Annotated in this window: 15 protein-coding genes; 11 read left to right on the forward strand and 4 right to left on the reverse strand. The window is 71.7% G+C overall.

What is annotated here, in order from left to right:
- Nucleotides 1-12: 12 nt before the first annotated feature.
- Nucleotides 13-1248 (reverse strand): PucR family transcriptional regulator, encoded by a 1236-nt coding sequence (locus ACIBO1_RS14080; RefSeq protein WP_396745611.1) that lies wholly within the window; start codon nucleotides 1246-1248, stop codon nucleotides 13-15.
- Nucleotides 1249-1332: 84 nt separating this feature from the next.
- Between ACIBO1_RS14080 and ACIBO1_RS14085 the strand changes: the two genes are divergently transcribed.
- Both ACIBO1_RS14085 and ACIBO1_RS14090 read left to right on the forward strand, forming a co-directional pair.
- A complete protein-coding gene (locus ACIBO1_RS14085) occupies nucleotides 1333-2424 on the forward strand; it encodes a ferredoxin reductase (RefSeq protein ID WP_396745614.1) in 1092 nt (363 codons plus the stop codon).
- A 17-nt stretch (nucleotides 2425-2441) separates the two neighbouring features.
- Nucleotides 2442-3590, forward strand: a complete 1149-nt coding sequence (locus ACIBO1_RS14090) for a fatty acid desaturase family protein (protein ID WP_396745617.1) — start codon at nucleotides 2442-2444, stop codon at nucleotides 3588-3590.
- Nucleotides 3591-3614: 24 nt separating this feature from the next.
- Here ACIBO1_RS14090 and ACIBO1_RS14095 read toward each other — a convergent pair whose 3' ends face one another.
- On the reverse strand, nucleotides 3615-3791 hold the full coding sequence (locus tag ACIBO1_RS14095) for a hypothetical protein (RefSeq protein ID WP_396695706.1): 177 nt from the start codon (nucleotides 3789-3791) through the stop codon (nucleotides 3615-3617).
- Nucleotides 3792-3863: 72 nt separating this feature from the next.
- Nucleotides 3864-4607, reverse strand: coding sequence for a spermidine synthase (locus ACIBO1_RS14100; RefSeq protein WP_396745620.1), 744 nt, complete (start codon nucleotides 4605-4607; stop codon nucleotides 3864-3866).
- 104 nt (nucleotides 4608-4711) lie between these two features.
- Between ACIBO1_RS14100 and eccB the strand changes: the two genes are divergently transcribed.
- Complete coding sequence (gene eccB, locus ACIBO1_RS14105) at nucleotides 4712-6085, forward strand: type VII secretion protein EccB (protein WP_396745623.1); 1374 nt, start codon at nucleotides 4712-4714, stop codon at nucleotides 6083-6085.
- Between the two features lie 51 nt (nucleotides 6086-6136).
- Here the strand turns inward: eccB and ACIBO1_RS14110 are convergent, their stop codons facing one another.
- A complete protein-coding gene (locus tag ACIBO1_RS14110; protein ID WP_396745626.1) occupies nucleotides 6137-6754 on the reverse strand; it encodes a class I SAM-dependent methyltransferase in 618 nt (205 codons plus the stop codon).
- A 199-nt stretch (nucleotides 6755-6953) separates the two neighbouring features.
- Here ACIBO1_RS14110 and ACIBO1_RS14115 point away from each other — a divergent pair, with 199 nt between their 5' ends.
- The 8 genes from ACIBO1_RS14115 to ACIBO1_RS14150 all read left to right on the forward strand — a co-directional run bounded on the left by ACIBO1_RS14115 (nucleotide 6954) and on the right by ACIBO1_RS14150 (nucleotide 14615).
- On the forward strand, nucleotides 6954-8315 hold the full coding sequence (locus ACIBO1_RS14115; protein WP_396745629.1) for an MGH1-like glycoside hydrolase domain-containing protein: 1362 nt from the start codon (nucleotides 6954-6956) through the stop codon (nucleotides 8313-8315).
- A gap of 110 nt (nucleotides 8316-8425) precedes the next feature.
- Nucleotides 8426-9070, forward strand: coding sequence for a phosphate signaling complex protein PhoU (gene phoU / locus ACIBO1_RS14120; RefSeq protein WP_396745631.1), 645 nt, complete (start codon nucleotides 8426-8428; stop codon nucleotides 9068-9070).
- 215 nt (nucleotides 9071-9285) lie between these two features.
- On the forward strand, nucleotides 9286-10362 hold the full coding sequence (gene pstS, locus ACIBO1_RS14125) for a phosphate ABC transporter substrate-binding protein PstS (RefSeq protein WP_396745634.1): 1077 nt from the start codon (nucleotides 9286-9288) through the stop codon (nucleotides 10360-10362).
- Nucleotides 10363-10447: 85 nt separating this feature from the next.
- Nucleotides 10448-11437 carry a phosphate ABC transporter permease subunit PstC gene (pstC, locus tag ACIBO1_RS14130; RefSeq protein WP_396745637.1) on the forward strand — a complete coding sequence of 330 codons (990 nt, stop codon included), beginning with the start codon at nucleotides 10448-10450 and terminating at the stop codon, nucleotides 11435-11437.
- The gene (gene pstA, locus ACIBO1_RS14135; protein ID WP_396745640.1) at nucleotides 11437-12351 is read left to right on the forward strand and encodes a phosphate ABC transporter permease PstA; all 915 of its coding nucleotides are present in this window, start codon (nucleotides 11437-11439) and stop codon (nucleotides 12349-12351) included. Before pstC ends, pstA begins: the two co-directional genes overlap by 1 nt.
- A 1-nt stretch (nucleotide 12352) precedes the next feature.
- A complete protein-coding gene (pstB, locus tag ACIBO1_RS14140; protein WP_396745643.1) occupies nucleotides 12353-13216 on the forward strand; it encodes a phosphate ABC transporter ATP-binding protein PstB in 864 nt (287 codons plus the stop codon).
- Nucleotides 13217-13329: 113 nt separating this feature from the next.
- Nucleotides 13330-14079, forward strand: a complete 750-nt coding sequence (locus ACIBO1_RS14145; protein ID WP_396745646.1) for a winged-helix domain-containing protein — start codon at nucleotides 13330-13332, stop codon at nucleotides 14077-14079.
- Nucleotides 14076-14615: a hypothetical protein gene (locus tag ACIBO1_RS14150; RefSeq protein WP_396745649.1), complete on the forward strand. Its 540-nt coding sequence runs from the start codon at nucleotides 14076-14078 to the stop codon at nucleotides 14613-14615. The genes ACIBO1_RS14145 and ACIBO1_RS14150 overlap by 4 nt, the downstream gene beginning before the upstream one ends.
- Nucleotides 14616-14655 lie beyond the last annotated feature (40 nt).

The raw sequence follows: 14655 nt of genomic DNA on the forward strand, positions 1-14655 counted from the left end.
GTGCCGCGCCGCTCAGGTGGTTGCGGCGGGCGGGGTGGGTGCCGGCAGCGCCAGCGCCACGGTGAGGTCGAGCAGGCTGCGCGGATCGGTGAGGCGCTCGCCGTAGAGCTGGCGGAGCTGACCCATCCGGTACCGCACGGTCTGCGGGTGGACGAAGAGGTCGGCGGCGACGTCGTCGCGTCGACCCTGGTGCAGCAGCCACGAGCGCAGCGTCTCGGCGAGCCGTTCGGCGCTGGCGGCGGGCAGCGTGGCCAGCGGTTGCAGGACCCGGGCCCGCAGGTCGGCGAGGGCCTCCAGGTCGGCGCTGAGCAGCAGTTCGGCCAGGTGACGCTCGGTGTCCACCGGCTCGCCGTCGTCGGGCGGCGCGATGTCCAGGGCGCTGACCCGCAGCACCCGGTGGTAGGAGGAGCCGGCCCGAGCCCAGGGGCGGGCCGGCCCGAGCACGGCGCGTCGGCCCTGCAACACCCGGGCGAGCTGCCGTCGCCGGTCGCCGTGCATGTCCGGTACGAGCAACACGGCGGTCTCCGCGCCCGACTCCCCGGCGGGCAGTTCCTCGGTGCTCTCCAGCGTGTGCTCGTCGAGCAGGGCCAGCGCGCCACGCAGTTTCGTCTGCGGCAGCAGCGCGACGGTCAGCGTCTGCGGCAGCGGCCAGTCGGCCCGCTCCGCGCTGCGCACCAGCACGTCCTCCGGCTCGCCGAGGAGTAACTGCTGGGTGAGTCGTTCCAGGTTCCGTCGGCGGGCCCGCCCGACGCTGGCCAGTTCGTCGGCGTGCCCGGCCACGCTGGCGGCGGAGAGCTCGTCGATGTAGGCGAACATCAGCTCGGCGAACTCGGCGACCGCGGCGGCGGGCGACCCGATCGCCACGGTGGTCGCGGCCAGTTCCCGCCAGGAGACCCGGGCGCCGATCCGGTACGCGGCCAGCAGCGCGTCCACGCTGCGACCCGACCGGGCCTCGCCGCTGCCCAACGCGTACGCGGCCTCCAGCGCCGGGACCAGCGGTGTGCTGGGGTCGCCGCCGTGGGAGCGTTCGAGTAGTTGCAGGAACGTGCCCAACGCGATCTGCACCGCGTTCTCGATCTTGTCCCGCATCTGTCCGGTCAGGGTGCCCGAGTAACTGGGCACCTCCGCCGTGATCGCGGTGACGGTTCGTTCGGCGACCAGCGGCAGACGCTCGCGCAGCTCACGGGCCACCCGCTGGTCCAACTCGATGCGAGCCGCCCGATGGCTGGTGCCGGAGTTTTCCGCCACGTTGTTCTCCCCGCACAAAACGGATGGGTCACTTTACCTTCGCCGGCCAAGATTTTATGCCCAGCACACCGCGACCATCGTCCTATGACCGCCACCGTTCCGCGACCGGGCGCCAAGGTATCCCTTCGACGCCGTCTGTGGCGACTCGCCGAGGCGGTGACCACACCGGTACTCCCCGCGGACTACCTCGACCTGGTCGCCCCGCTGCGGTCCGGCGCCGACCTGCGCGGACGGATCGTCGAGGTACGCCCCGAGACGGCGGACGCGGCGACCCTGCTGATCCAGCCGGGACGCAGTTGGCGTGGCCACGTCCCGGGCCAGTACGTACGCCTCGGTGTCGACGTCGACGGCGTACGCCAGTGGCGGGCCTACTCGGTGACCTCGGCCCCGGGACGCCGTACCGACCCGATCTCGGTGACCGTCAAGGCGATCCCTGACGGCGTGGTCAGCAACCACCTGGTGCGGCGGGTACGCCCCGGCACGCTGGTGCAGCTCGACCAGGCACGCGGCGACTTCGTGCTGCCCTCGCCGGCACCGGAGCGGGTGCTGTTCCTCACCGCCGGCAGCGGCATCACCCCGGTCGCCGGGATGTTGCGCTCCGGCGCGCTGGACGGCAGCGACGTGGTGCTGGTCCACTCCGCGCCGACCGCCGACGACGTGGTCTTCGGCCCGGAGCTGCGCGCCCTCGCCGCGCGCGGCGCCCTCCGGCTGGTGGAGCGCCACACCTCCGTCCAGGGACTGCTGGACGTCGCCGAACTCGACACCCTCGTCCCCGACCACCTGGAGCGTCGCACCTGGGCGTGCGGCCCGCTCGGTCTGCTCGACGCGGCCGAGGCGCACTGGGACGTCCGTGGGCAGGCCGGGCGCCTGCACACCGAACGCTTCCGGCCCACCATCATCACTGCCGGTGACGGCGGCACGGTCACCTTCACCAACTCCTCGGTGACGGTGGCGGCCGACGGCACCACCCCGCTGCTCGACGCCGGTGAGAACGCCGGCGTGCTGATGCCCTCCGGCTGCCGGATGGGCATCTGCTTCGGCTGCGTGCTGCCACTTCGCCAGGGCGCTGTCCGCGACCTGCGCAACGGACAGCTCACCACCGCCCTGCCGGGCGACGGCGTACGTGTGCAGACCTGCGTGTCGGCCGCGGCCGGGCCCTGCGAACTCGAGATCTGAATCGGAGAACCGCCGCCGTGACCGTGATCCAGAAGAAGGCCAACAACCCGATCGCGCACCTCACCGCCGAGGACATCGAGAACCTCGGCCGGGAGCTCGACGCCCTGCGGGAGCGGGTGATCAACTCCCGGGGTGAGCGGGACGCCGCGTACATCCGCAAGGTCATCTCGACGCAGCGCAAGTTGGAGGTCGGCAGCCGGGTGGTGCTGCTGTTCTCGCTGTTCCCGCCGGCCTGGATCATCGGCACCGCCGGTCTTTCGGTGGCCAAGATCCTGGAGAACATGGAGATCGGGCACAACGTCCTGCACGGCCAGTGGGACTGGATGCGCGACCCGAAGATCCACTCGACGAGCTGGGAGTGGGACCACGCCACCCCGGCCTCGCAGTGGAAGGAGTCGCACAACGAGTTGCACCACCGCTACACCAACGTGGTCGGCAAGGACAACGACCTCGGCTACGGCATCATGCGGGTGGACGAGGACCAGCCCTGGCACCCGGCCTACCTGGGTCAGCCGGTCTACAACTTCGTCAACGCCTGCTTCTTCGAGTACGGCGTCGCCGCGTACGACCTCGACCTGGCCAACAACCTCAAGGACGGCAAGCACAAGAGCCCGGAGTTCCGGGCCCGGCTCCGCGCGGTCGGCCGCAAGATCCGCCGCCAGGCGCTCAAGGACTACGTGATCCACCCGCTGCTGTCCGGCCCGTCGTTCTTCCACACCATGGCCGCGACCTTCACCGCCAACCTGGTCCGCAACCTGTGGAGCCACTCGGTGATCATGTGCGGGCACTTCCCGCAGGGCGTGGAGACCTTCGAGAAGACCTCGATCGAGGGGGAGACGCGGGGCGAGTGGTACCTGCGGCAGATGCTCGGCTCCGGCAACATCAGCGGTAGCAAGCTGATGCACATCATGACCGGCAACCTGTCGTTCCAGATCGAGCACCACCTCTTCCCCGACCTGCCCAGCAATCGTTACCAGGAGATCGCCCCCGAGGTGCGGGCGCTGTTCGACAAGTACGGCCTGAAGTACGTCACCGGCTCCCTGCCGCGACAGGTGCTCTCCGCGTGGGGCAAGGTCTTCCGCCTCGCCCTGCCGAACCGACGCCGCCGCACCGAGATCTCGGACGACCGCCCGGCGACGCCCGCGCTGGCCGCCGCCGGCGTCTGACGCCGCCGATATCCGAGCCGCCGGTCAGCGGCGGCTCGGATAGTTCTGGGCCGACCGCCGGCCCTTGACGAAAGCCAGCACGATCACCGCGGCGAGCGCGATGACACCGATGATGAGCAGCCAACGGACCGCTTCGAGGAGCAGCCCGAGCAGGACGAGCACACCGGCCACCACGGCGACCACCCAAAGCAGGGCACGCATCTGAACCTCCTGAGCAGGTCGCCCGGACGATCCGGGCGGCCTGCCTGGTCAGCTACCCCGTCCGGCCCGGCCTCATGCCTGTGCGACCAGGTCGGGCCCGGTCGAGGTCTGCGCCACATAGACCGTGTTGGCCGATTCGCCACCGGTCAGCGGGTTCGGGAAGCGCACCACGTGGCTGCGGTGGGTCGGGAAGACCTCGGTGAGGACCCCCTCGAAGCCCGCCTCGGGCGGGTCGTCCGACCAGAGCGCGAACACCCCGCCCGGACGCAGTAGCCGCGCCAGGCGGCGCAGCCCCGCCGGGGTGTAGAAGTCGGCGTGACTCGGGTGCAGCACGTGCGCGGGGGAGTGGTCCACGTCCAGCAGGACGGCGTCGAAACGATGCCCGGGCGCGTCGGGGTCGAGGCCGTCGCCGCCGGCCACGCGGGCGAAGAAGTCGGCCCGGGCCAGCCGGGTACGCGGATCGGTGGCCAGCCCGGCGGCGAACGGCAACAACTCGCGCCGGTGCCAGTCGATGACGTCCTCGACCGCCTCCACCACCAGCAGCGCGCCCACCCGATCGTCGGCCAGCACGGTCCGTGCCGTGTAGCCGAGCCCCAGACCGCCGACGGCCACGTCCAGGCCGGTCCCCGACAGCGGCGCCAACCCCAGCTCGGCCAGCGCGACCTCACCGGCGGTGAACAGGCTCGACATCAGGTACTCGTCGTCGAGCTTGACCTCGTACACGTCGAGGTCGAGACGGGGGTCGCGGCGTCGACGCAGGCTGATCTCGCCGATCGGGGTCGGACGCCAGGCCAGTTCCTCGAAACGTACGCTCACCGGCCGGATGCTACGCGCAAGCCGGCGGGCGGTGACGCACGGTCCACGCGACATCGACGCGGCGCATATCCTGTGCGCCGACCGTCTCGCGCGGAGGAGATCGCATGCCGTCGCGGCAGGACCAGCTCCACTCGTACCAGTTCACCCTCCAGCGGGTGGTGGCGGCGCTGGTGATGCGCGAGACCGACCCGGTGCAGTCACCGATGCGGCGGCTCGCCGGCGCCGCCCTGGCCAGCGTCCTGGTGGCGGTCGTCGGGCTGGGCGCGTTCGCCCTTTACGGCCTGTTCACCGGCGGCGGCGCGACGTGGCGGGACACCGCCGCCGTCATCGTCGAGAAGGAGTCCGGTGCCCGGTTCGTCTACCGCGACCAGCGGCTGCACCCGGTCCACAACTACGCCTCGGCCCTGCTCATCGTCGGTGCGGACCGACCGAGAACCGTGCTGGTGTCACGTCGCTCGCTCGACGGGGTGCCGCGTGGCGTACCGCTGGGCATCGGCGACGCGCCCGACTCGCTGCCGGACACCGGGCGGCTCACCACCGCGCCGTGGACGGTCTGCTCGTCGGTGGCGACCCCGGCCGCACCGGAGCGGCCCCGCTCGGTGCTGGTGATCGGTGCCGGGGCCGACGGCGGTCGGCCGCTCGGCGCGTACGCCCTGCTGCTGCGCGCCCCCGACGGCGCGTTGCATCTGCTCTGGCAGCAGCGGCGGCACCTGGTCCGGGACACCGACCGGGTGCTGGCCGCGCTGGCGGTCACCCGGGCGCGGGCCGTGCCGGTCGCCGCGGCCCTGCTCAACGCCGTCCCGGCCGGCGTGGATCTGAAGCCGTTGGAGATACCCGGCCTCGGCGACCGGTCCGCTCGGGTCGCCGGTGCGCGGATCGGTGACGTGATGGTGGTGCGCAACCCCGGCGGGAGACGACAGTACGCGGTGGTGCTCCGCGACGGTCTGGCCGGCATCACCGAGTTGCAGGCCGCGCTGCTGCTGGCCCGCACCGGCCAGCGTGAACCGGACCAGGTCAGCCTCGGCCGTTTCGCCGCTCTGCCGCAACTCGACGACCTCGCCCCGACCGGCCCCGGCGCACCGCCGGAGGAACCGCCCCGGCTGGCCACCGGGGACGCGCCGACGCTCTGTGCGCGGGTCGGCGACGACACCGGCCCGGTCGAGCTGCACCTCGGCGTGGACCTGCCGGAGCCGGCCGTCGCGTCGCACCGACCTACCGGTCAGGTGGCCGACCAGGTGCTGGTGGAGCCGGGGCGCGGGGCCGTGGTCGAATCGGTCGCCGCGCCCGGCGCCACCGGCGGGGCGATCTCGCTGGTCACCGACCTCGGTCGGCGGTACGTCCTGGCCGATGCCGCCGTGGCGGCCATGCTCGGCTACGGCGAGGTGCGCCCGGTCCGGCTACCCGCAGGCGTGGTCGACCTGATCCCCGCCGGAGCGCCCCTGGACCCCGAGGCGGCCCGCCAGGCCGCCACCCCCTGATGTAAGGAGGGGTCCCTTCCTATACACGAGGCGTTAGAAAGGGTCCCTTCCTTACACCGAAGGGCGCGCAGCGGGGCGGCGCAGGATGGTGACGGCGAAGTCGGCGTCGTCGTGCCACGGGCGCAGGTCCCAGGTGGCGAAGCGGTGCTCGAGGCGCAGTCCGGCGGCGACCACGTCGGCGTCGAAGTCGGTCAGCGGATAGCCCCGATCGGTGCCGAAGCCCACCGCCGCCACCCCGTCCGGGCGCAGGTGCGCGGCGACGCGCCGGAGTACCGCGCCCTCGGTGCCGGCCGCCACGAAGGCCATCACGTTGCCGGCCAGCACGGCCGCGTCGAAGGGCTCGGGTTCACCGGCCGCCGCCAGGTCCAGCTCGGTCAGGTCGGCGACCAGCCAACGCGGCCCTGGGTGGTCGGCGCGGGCCGCGTCGACCAGGACCGGATCGGCGTCCACACCGACCACGGTGTGGCCCCGGGCGGCCAGCTCGGCGCCGACCCGACCGGTGCCGCAGCCGGCGTCGAGGATCCGGGAGCCCGGCGGCACCAGCGTGTCCAGCAACCGCGCCTCCCCGGCTAGGTCGACCCCGTCGGCCGCCATGCGGCGGAACCGGTCGACGTACCACTGGGAGTGCTCGGGGTCGGTGTCGGTGCTCCACCGGGTCGGGTTGCCCATGCGTCCCACGGTATCCGGCGGCCTCGGGGCAGCCGGGCGACGGTCACGAACTCGTGGTTCGTGAACGCCCGCCCCGCGATCCGGGGGAACGGGATGCAGCGCTGCCGCAGCGTCGAGTCGATCGCGGGCCCCCGTGCGCGGTGACTGATGCCACGATCGTCTAGCCTAGCGAGGACGTAGCGCTACCTGGATGTGACACATGGTTAACCGGACAGTTCCGTCGGCCGAGCCGAGCCCGGCGGCGGCCCGCCCGGCCGACGGGCGGTACGCCTGGCTGTGGCAGGCGGCGCGGGCCACTCTGGACGGGAACTGGGAGCACGACCACACCGTCCCGTCGCGCACCCTCTATCCGCACCAGTGGAGTTGGGACTCGGCGTTCATCGCGATCGGCTGGGCCCACGTCCGTCCCGAGCGGGCCTGGTCGGAGTTGTCCAGCCTGTTCGACGCCCAGTGGCGCGACGGCCGGGTGCCGCACATCGTGTTCAATCCGACGGTGCCGGCCACCGCGTACTTCCCGGGGCCGGTGTTCTGGGCCTCGACCGAGGTCGAGGGCGCGCCTGCGGTGGCCACCTCGGGTCTGGTCCAGCCGCCGGTGCACGCGCTGGCCGCCTGGCACGCCTACCAACGGACGCCCGCACCGCAGGCCCGGGACGCGTTGCGTCGGCTCTATCCCCGGCTGGTGGCGCAGCAGCGCTATCTCGCCACCCGTCGGGACGTCGGTGGTGCCGGGCTGGCCACCGTCGTGCACCCGTGGGAGTCCGGCCTGGACAACAGCCCGGCCTGGGACGACCCGCTGGCCGCGGTGCCCGCCGAGGAGTCGGTGCTGCGGGCGTACCGGCGACGCGACATCGTGCACGCCGCCGCCGCGCACCGGCCCACCGACCTGGACTACGCGCGGTACGTCGCCGTCGTCACCGCCTATCGGGCGGCGGGTTACCGGGACGAGGGGCTGGCCGACCGGCATCCGTTCCTGGTGGAGTGTCCGCTGTTCAACGCCGCGATGGGCGTGGCCGAGCACGCGTTGGCCCGGATCGCCGGGGAGGTCGACGCCGACCCGGGGCCGCACCGGGAGAACGCGGCGCGGATCACCGCGGCCGTGGTGGACCGGCTGTACGACCCGGCCACCGGCACGTTCCACCCCCGTGACCTGCGCACCGGCCGGTTGACCCCGGCCCGCACGGTGCTCGGGCTGGCCCCGCTGATCCTGCCCGACCTGCCGGCGCGGCAGGTCGAGGCGGTGCTGGCCGAGGCCACCTCGGCGCGCTTCGGTCTGGCCGCCCGGATGGATCGACCGCTGCCCAGCCACGACCGCACCGCGACCGACTTCGAACCGCTGCGCTACTGGCGTGGTCCGAGCTGGATGAACGTGAACTGGCTGGTGCGGCAGGGTCTGCTGGCGCACGGGCAGGACCGGCTCGCGGCCGGCCTGCGGGCGTCGATGATCGAGCTGGTCGAGACCGCCGGGTGTCACGAGTACTTTCACCCGGAGACCGGTGCCGGTCTCGGCTCGGCGGGTTTCGGATGGACGGCGGCGTTGCTGCTGGACGTGCTGGCCGACTGACCGCCGCCGGGGATGCGGGCGGCAGGTAGCTTTGCGGGCCGGGCCCGGCCCCCGGCGCGGCGGTGACGAGCCACCGGCGGTGGGACGGCCTGGACGGACGGAGGGGCGCGATGAGCCGGGACAGCTACGACGAGCAGCTCGACCGACTCACCGGCGTGCTGGCCGCGATGAGTCGGGACGCCAGCGCGGCGATCCGGGGTGCCAGCACCGCCCTGCTCGACGTCGACCGGGGCGCCGCCGACACGGTGATCGCCGCCGACGCGGTGCTCGACCAGCGGCGCGCCGAGGTCGAGGCGATGATCCCGCAGGTGCTGGTCCGACACCAGCCGGTCGCGTCCGACCTGCGGCTGGTGGTGTGCGCCCTGCGGATCGCCGGTGCCCTGGAGCGGATGGGCGACCTCGCGGTGCACGTCGCCAAGGTGGTCCTGATGCGGTATCCGGTGGGCGTGGTCCCGGAACCGGCGGTCCCGGTGATGACCGAGATGGCCGACGCGGCGGCCCGGATCGCCGACAAGACCGCCGTCGTACTCGCCACCCGCGACCGGTTGGCCGCGATGCAGCTCGGGCTCGACGACGACGAGGTCGACGCCGCCCAGGAGCGGTTGCTGTCGCAGCTCGTGGCGGGCTGGCCGTACGGGGTGGAGTCCGCCATCGACCTGGCGCTGGTCGGCCGCTACTACGAGCGGTACGCCGACCAGGCGGTCAACGTGGCGCGGCAGGTGGTCTACCTGACGACGGGCACGATCCGGCTCTGACCGGGGTCTTATCCCGCTCTGGTCGGGGGTCCCATTCCGGGCATCCGGCACGCGGCCCCCGGAACGTCACATCCCGACTCCGGTCCGGCCACCGGTCGAGCCGCCAAGTTCACTTTTCGTTCACCTGGGTCCGGGAGTCCGGCTACCTGGGCCTCCTACCTTGACTCGCGTACGGCCCGGACGGGCTGATGCACCCCGATAGAGAGGCTTACCTGGTGAACCGCAACGTGCTTTCGCGGCGCGTCCTCGCCGGCGTCGCGCTTGCCGCGCTCGCGCTTACCGGCTGTGGTAGCAATGACAACAGCACGGAGCCGGGCGGTAGCGGCGGCGACAGCGCCTACGCGAACCTGTCCGGCGCGTTGAACGCCTCCGGCGCGAGCTTCCCGGACGCGTATTACCAAGAGGTCATCGAAGAGTTCAAGGGCGTTGCCTCCAACGTCACGGTCACCTACAACGCGACCGGCTCCGGCACCGGCAAGAAGCAGTTCGGTGAGGGTCTGGTCGACTTCGCCGGCACCGACAGCCTGGTGAAGGACACCGACGGCGTGGCCGCCGACTCGTTCCTCTACGTGCCGACGGTCGCCGCGCCGATCACGATCTCCTACAACCTCCAGGGCGTGGACAAGCTCCAGCTCAGCCCGGAGACGCTCGCCAAGATCTTCCAGACCGACATCAAGACCTGGGACGACGCCGCGATCAAGGCCGACAACCCGGGTGTCGAACTGCCCAGCACGCCGATCGTCGTCGCGCACCGCTCGGACGGCTCCGGCACCACCAACAACTTCACCAAGTACCTGGCGGCCGCCGCCGGCTCCACCTGGAAGCTCGGCAGCGGTGACACGGTGGCCTGGCCGGCTAGTACCCAGGGCGGTGAGAAGAACACCGGTGTCGCGCAGATCGTCAAGCAGACCAACGGCGCCGTGGGCTACGTCGACCTGAGCGACGCGAAGGCCACCCAGCTCACCTTCGCCGCCATCAAGAACAAGGACGGCCAGTTCGTCGAGCCGTCGATCGAGGGCACCACCGCCGGCCTGGAGGGCGCCGCGATCGAGGCGGACCTCAGCTACAACCCGCTCGACGCCGCCGGTGCCAGCTCGTACCCGATCACCGCGCCGACCTTCATCATCGTCAAGACCTCGTACGGCGACGCCGCCAAGGCCGAGCTGGTCAAGGGCTTCCTCACCTACCTGCTCAACGAGGGCCAGGAGTTGGCTCCGGAGATCGACTTCGCGCCGCTGCCGGCTTCGCTCAAGGAGAAGGCGCTGGCCCAGGTCGAGAAGATCCAGGGCTGAGCAAATCAAGATCGCTGGGCGTTCCATCCGGGGACGGGATCGACACGATCCCGTCCCCGCCAGGGGTACCTGAGCTGGAGTGAAGATGACCTTGACAACCAAGTCCCCCGACCCCCGGCCGACGCTGGCCCAACGCGGCTCCAGCGCCCTCGGCGACCGGGTCTTCTCCTGGTGGACGCTCGGCACCGGCCTGCTCGTACTGGCCGTCCTCGGGCTGATCCTCATCACCACCGTGACCGAGGCGTGGCCGGCGTTCGACGCGATGGGGCTGCGCTTCATCACCGAGCGGGTCTGGGACCCGAATCCGGCGACCGGTGACGCGATCTTCGGCGCCTTGTCGTTCGCGTTCGGCACCGCCGTCTCGTCGCTGATCGCGCTGCTGTTCGCGGTGCCGGTCTCGATCGGCATCGCGTTGTTCCTCACCGAGTTGGCGCCCCGGCGGCTGCGTGCCCCGGCGGTGACCGTGATCGACCTGCTGGCCGCCGTCCCGTCGGTGGTCTTCGGCCTGTGGGGCATCCTGGTCGTCGCGCCGGCACTGGTCCCGGTCTACCAGGGGATCCACAACGTCGTCGGCGGCGTCCCGGTGCTCGGCAGCCTCTTCGGTCCGGTCAGCACCGGTCGCAACTTCATGACCGCCGGCATCATCCTGGCGATCATGGTGACGCCGATCATCACCTCGATCACCCGCGAGGTGTTCGGCACCGTCCCGCGCGCCGACAAGGACGCCGCCCTGGCGCTCGGCGCGACCCGCTGGGAGATGATCCGGGGCGCGGTCTTCCCACACAGCTTCGGCGGCATCGTCGGCGCGGTGATGCTCGGCCTGGGCCGGGCGATGGGGGAGACCATCGCGGTGGCCCTCGTCATCGGCGGTTCGACCCAGATCACCGCCAACCTGTTCGCCTCCGGCAACACCATGGCCGCAGTCATCGTGCAGCAGTTCGGCGAGTCCACCGGCACCTTCACCGCCGCCCTGATCGGCCTCGGTGTGGTGTTGTTCGCGATGACGGTACTGATCAACGTGCTCGCCCAGGTGGTCGTCCGCCGGGCCGAGGCGCGGATGAAGGGAAGCAGGTAATGACCGTCACCGCACCTCCGGCCCCCCGGGCCGCAGCCGGCGGGCCCGACCTCACCCGGTCGGCCCTGTCCGGCCGTCGGCGGTTCCGCAACCACCTCGCCACGGTGGCCATCTGGACCGCCGTGCTGCTCGCGGTCGTCCCCCTGGCCCTGGTGACCTACGAGGTCATCGTCAAGGGCTCCGGCGTGATGAGCCTGTCCTTCCTGACCGAGGACATCCCGAACTCCTACCGCCGCGACGGCGGCGGCATGTCGGCAGCGATCGTCGGCACGCTGACCATCACCGGGATGGCCGCCCTGATGGCCATCCCGCTCGGCGTCTTCGGCGCGATCTACCTCAACGAGTACGGCAAGCAGAAGCCGTTGGCCCGGATCATCCGGTTGATGGCCGACGTCATGACCGGCGTGCCGTCGATCGTGATGGGCGTGTTCATCTACATCGCCTGGGTACTGGTGATCGGCAAGCAGACCGGCTTCGCCGGCTCGCTGGCGCTGGCCTGCCTGATGCTGCCGGTGGTGATCCGCAGCAGCGAGGAGATGCTCCGACTGGTGCCCGAGGAACTGCGACAGGCGAGCATGGCGCTGGGCGCGCGCAAGTGGCGTACCACGCTCACCGTCGTGCTGCCGGCGGCGATCTCCGGCATCACCAGCGGTTCGCTGCTGGCGGTGGCCCGGGCGGCCGGTGAGACCGCCCCGATCGTCATCGTCACCGGCATCGTCTTCGCGCCGAACTGGAACCTCTTCGACGGCACCAACACCGCGCTGCCCGCGCAGATCTTCCGCAACGCCAGCCAACCCTTCGAGGCGGCCCAGTCCCGGGCCTGGGGTGCCGCCCTGACGCTCATCGTGATCGTGCTCGGCTTCACGATCATCGCCCGACTCATCGCAAGCCGGTTCGCCATCAAGGAGCGCTGACATGGCCAGTAACGACACCGAACTCACCACCCGGCCGTCCGTCGCGGTGCACGCCCCCGGCACCACCGCCGCGGGTACCGTGTCGTCGACCGCACCGGTGATGCAGCTCAACGACGTCAGCGTCTTCTACGGCAGCTACGAGGCCGTCCGGGGCACCTCGATGCCGATCCAGCAGAACCAGGTCACCGCGATGATCGGGCCGTCGGGTTGCGGCAAGTCGACGGTGCTGCGGGCGCTCAACCGGATGAACGACCCGATCCCCGGCGCCCGCGTCGGCGGCGAGGTGCTCTTCCACGGCCAGAACCTGTACGCCAAGGAGGTCGACCCGATCCAGGTCCGCCGCCGGATCGGCATGGTCTTCCAGAAGCCCAACCCGTTCCCCAAGTCCATCTTCGACAACGTCGCGTACGGACTGCGGATCAACGGCATCAAGGGCCGGCTCGACGACCACGTCGAGGAGGCGCTGACCCGGGCCGCGCTCTGGGACGAGGTCAAGGACAAGCTGCGCAAGAGCGCCCTGGCGCTCTCCGGCGGTCAGCAGCAGCGGCTGTGCATCGCCCGGACCATCGCGGTCAAGCCCGAGGTGATCCTCATGGACGAGCCGTGCTCGGCGCTCGACCCGATCGCCACCGCCAAGATCGAGGACCTGATGTTCGAGCTGGCGAGCGACTACACCATCGTCATCGTCACGCACAACATGCAGCAGGCCGCCCGGGTCAGCCACTACACCGCGTTCTTCACCGCCGAGGTGGACGACAAGCAGGTGCGGCACGGCCGGCTGGTCGAGTTCAGCCAGACCGGCAAGCTGTTCACCAACCCCGCCGACAAGCGTACGGAGGACTACATCACCGGCCGCTTCGGCTGAGCCGGAGTGACGGTGCAACGGCGGGCCGCACGCCGTCCTGCCGTGCGGCGGACCGTCCTGCGCGGCGTGTCGACGTCGCGCGGGGCCCGAAACTGAACCGGAGCCGGTGTGCGATGAACATTCTCGTCGAGGCCACCAGGGGTGACCACCGAGCCGACGGGCGATTCGTGCTGCTCGTGGTGGACGACGACGAGAGCGTCGGTGCCGCGTTGGTCGCGCAGTTGGCCGACCATCGGGTACGCGGGCACCACTTCCCGCACGCCGCGGAGGCGCTGCTGGCCACCGGTGCCCTGCAACCGGACGCCGCCGTGGTCGCCGCCGGGCTGGGCACCATGAGCAGCGCCGAGCTGGTGCGGCTGCTGGCCGGTCGGGCCGGTATCCCGACCGTGGTCGGGGTGGGTGACGACGACGGAAGCGTGGCCGTTGCCGCGCTCAAGGCGGGTGCCACCGCCGGTGTCCGTCGTCCGTACCGGGCCGAGGAGGTGCTGCCGATCCTGCGGGCCATCCGCCCGGACACCTCCGGCGCGCTCGACCCGCCGATCGAACTCGGTGGGCTGCGGGTGGATCCGGCCACGTTCGAGGTGAGCCTGGACGGCCGGTCGGTCGCCCTGCCGTTGAAGGAGTTCAAGCTGCTCTACTTCTTCATGAGCCACGCCGAGCGCACGGTCACCCGCGAACAGTTGCTCACCGCCGTGTGGGGCGGGGTCCCGGACGACAGCTCCAACACGCTGACCGTGCACATCAAGCGCCTGCGTCGGCGTCTCGCCCTGGACGGGGACCAACCACCGGTGATCGTGACCGTACGCGGCCTGGGCTACCGGTTCGTGCCCGCCGCGGCCCCGGCCGCCCCTGGGACCTCGTGACCGCCCCGGCGCCGCCGCCGTACCCGCCCCGGGCCGGGTGGGCGCCGACCCCGCCGTCGGGGGCGGCACCGGACGGAATGGTCCTGGTGGCGGTGCCGCTGGCGTACGTGTCGCAGGTCGCGCGCCTGTTGGCCGAGCTCGACGCCGGTCAGCGGGCGGGACCGCCCCGCGCCCGGGTCGAGCCTCCGCCCGGCCCACCCACCGCCGACTGGACGGTCGAGGACCTGCGCCGACTCAGCCGGGGACGCAGCGCCACCCACCGGACCGTGGCCGCGGTGCTCGACGCGCTCGCCGCCGACCCCGACCGGCTGTTCACCGTGCGAGATCTGGCCCAGGCCACCGGGCGACCGCGTAAGAAGATCGTCGGGGCGATGGCGGGTCTGACCCGACTGTTGAAGGCGCACTACGACTACGCGGGCCGGGGACTTCCGTTCGCCCGGCTGGACGGGCGGCCGGAGGCGCCCCGGGAACTCTGCTACAGCGTGGACGCGCGGCGGGCGGCGCGCTGGCGCGAGGCCCGAGCGCCGTCGGGCTGAGCGCCGTCGGGCGCGGGCTGGGTGTAAGGAAGGGTCCCCT

Source organism: Micromonospora sp. NPDC049903 (assembly GCF_044460945.1).
Classification (GTDB): Bacteria; Actinomycetota; Actinomycetes; order Mycobacteriales; family Micromonosporaceae; genus Micromonospora.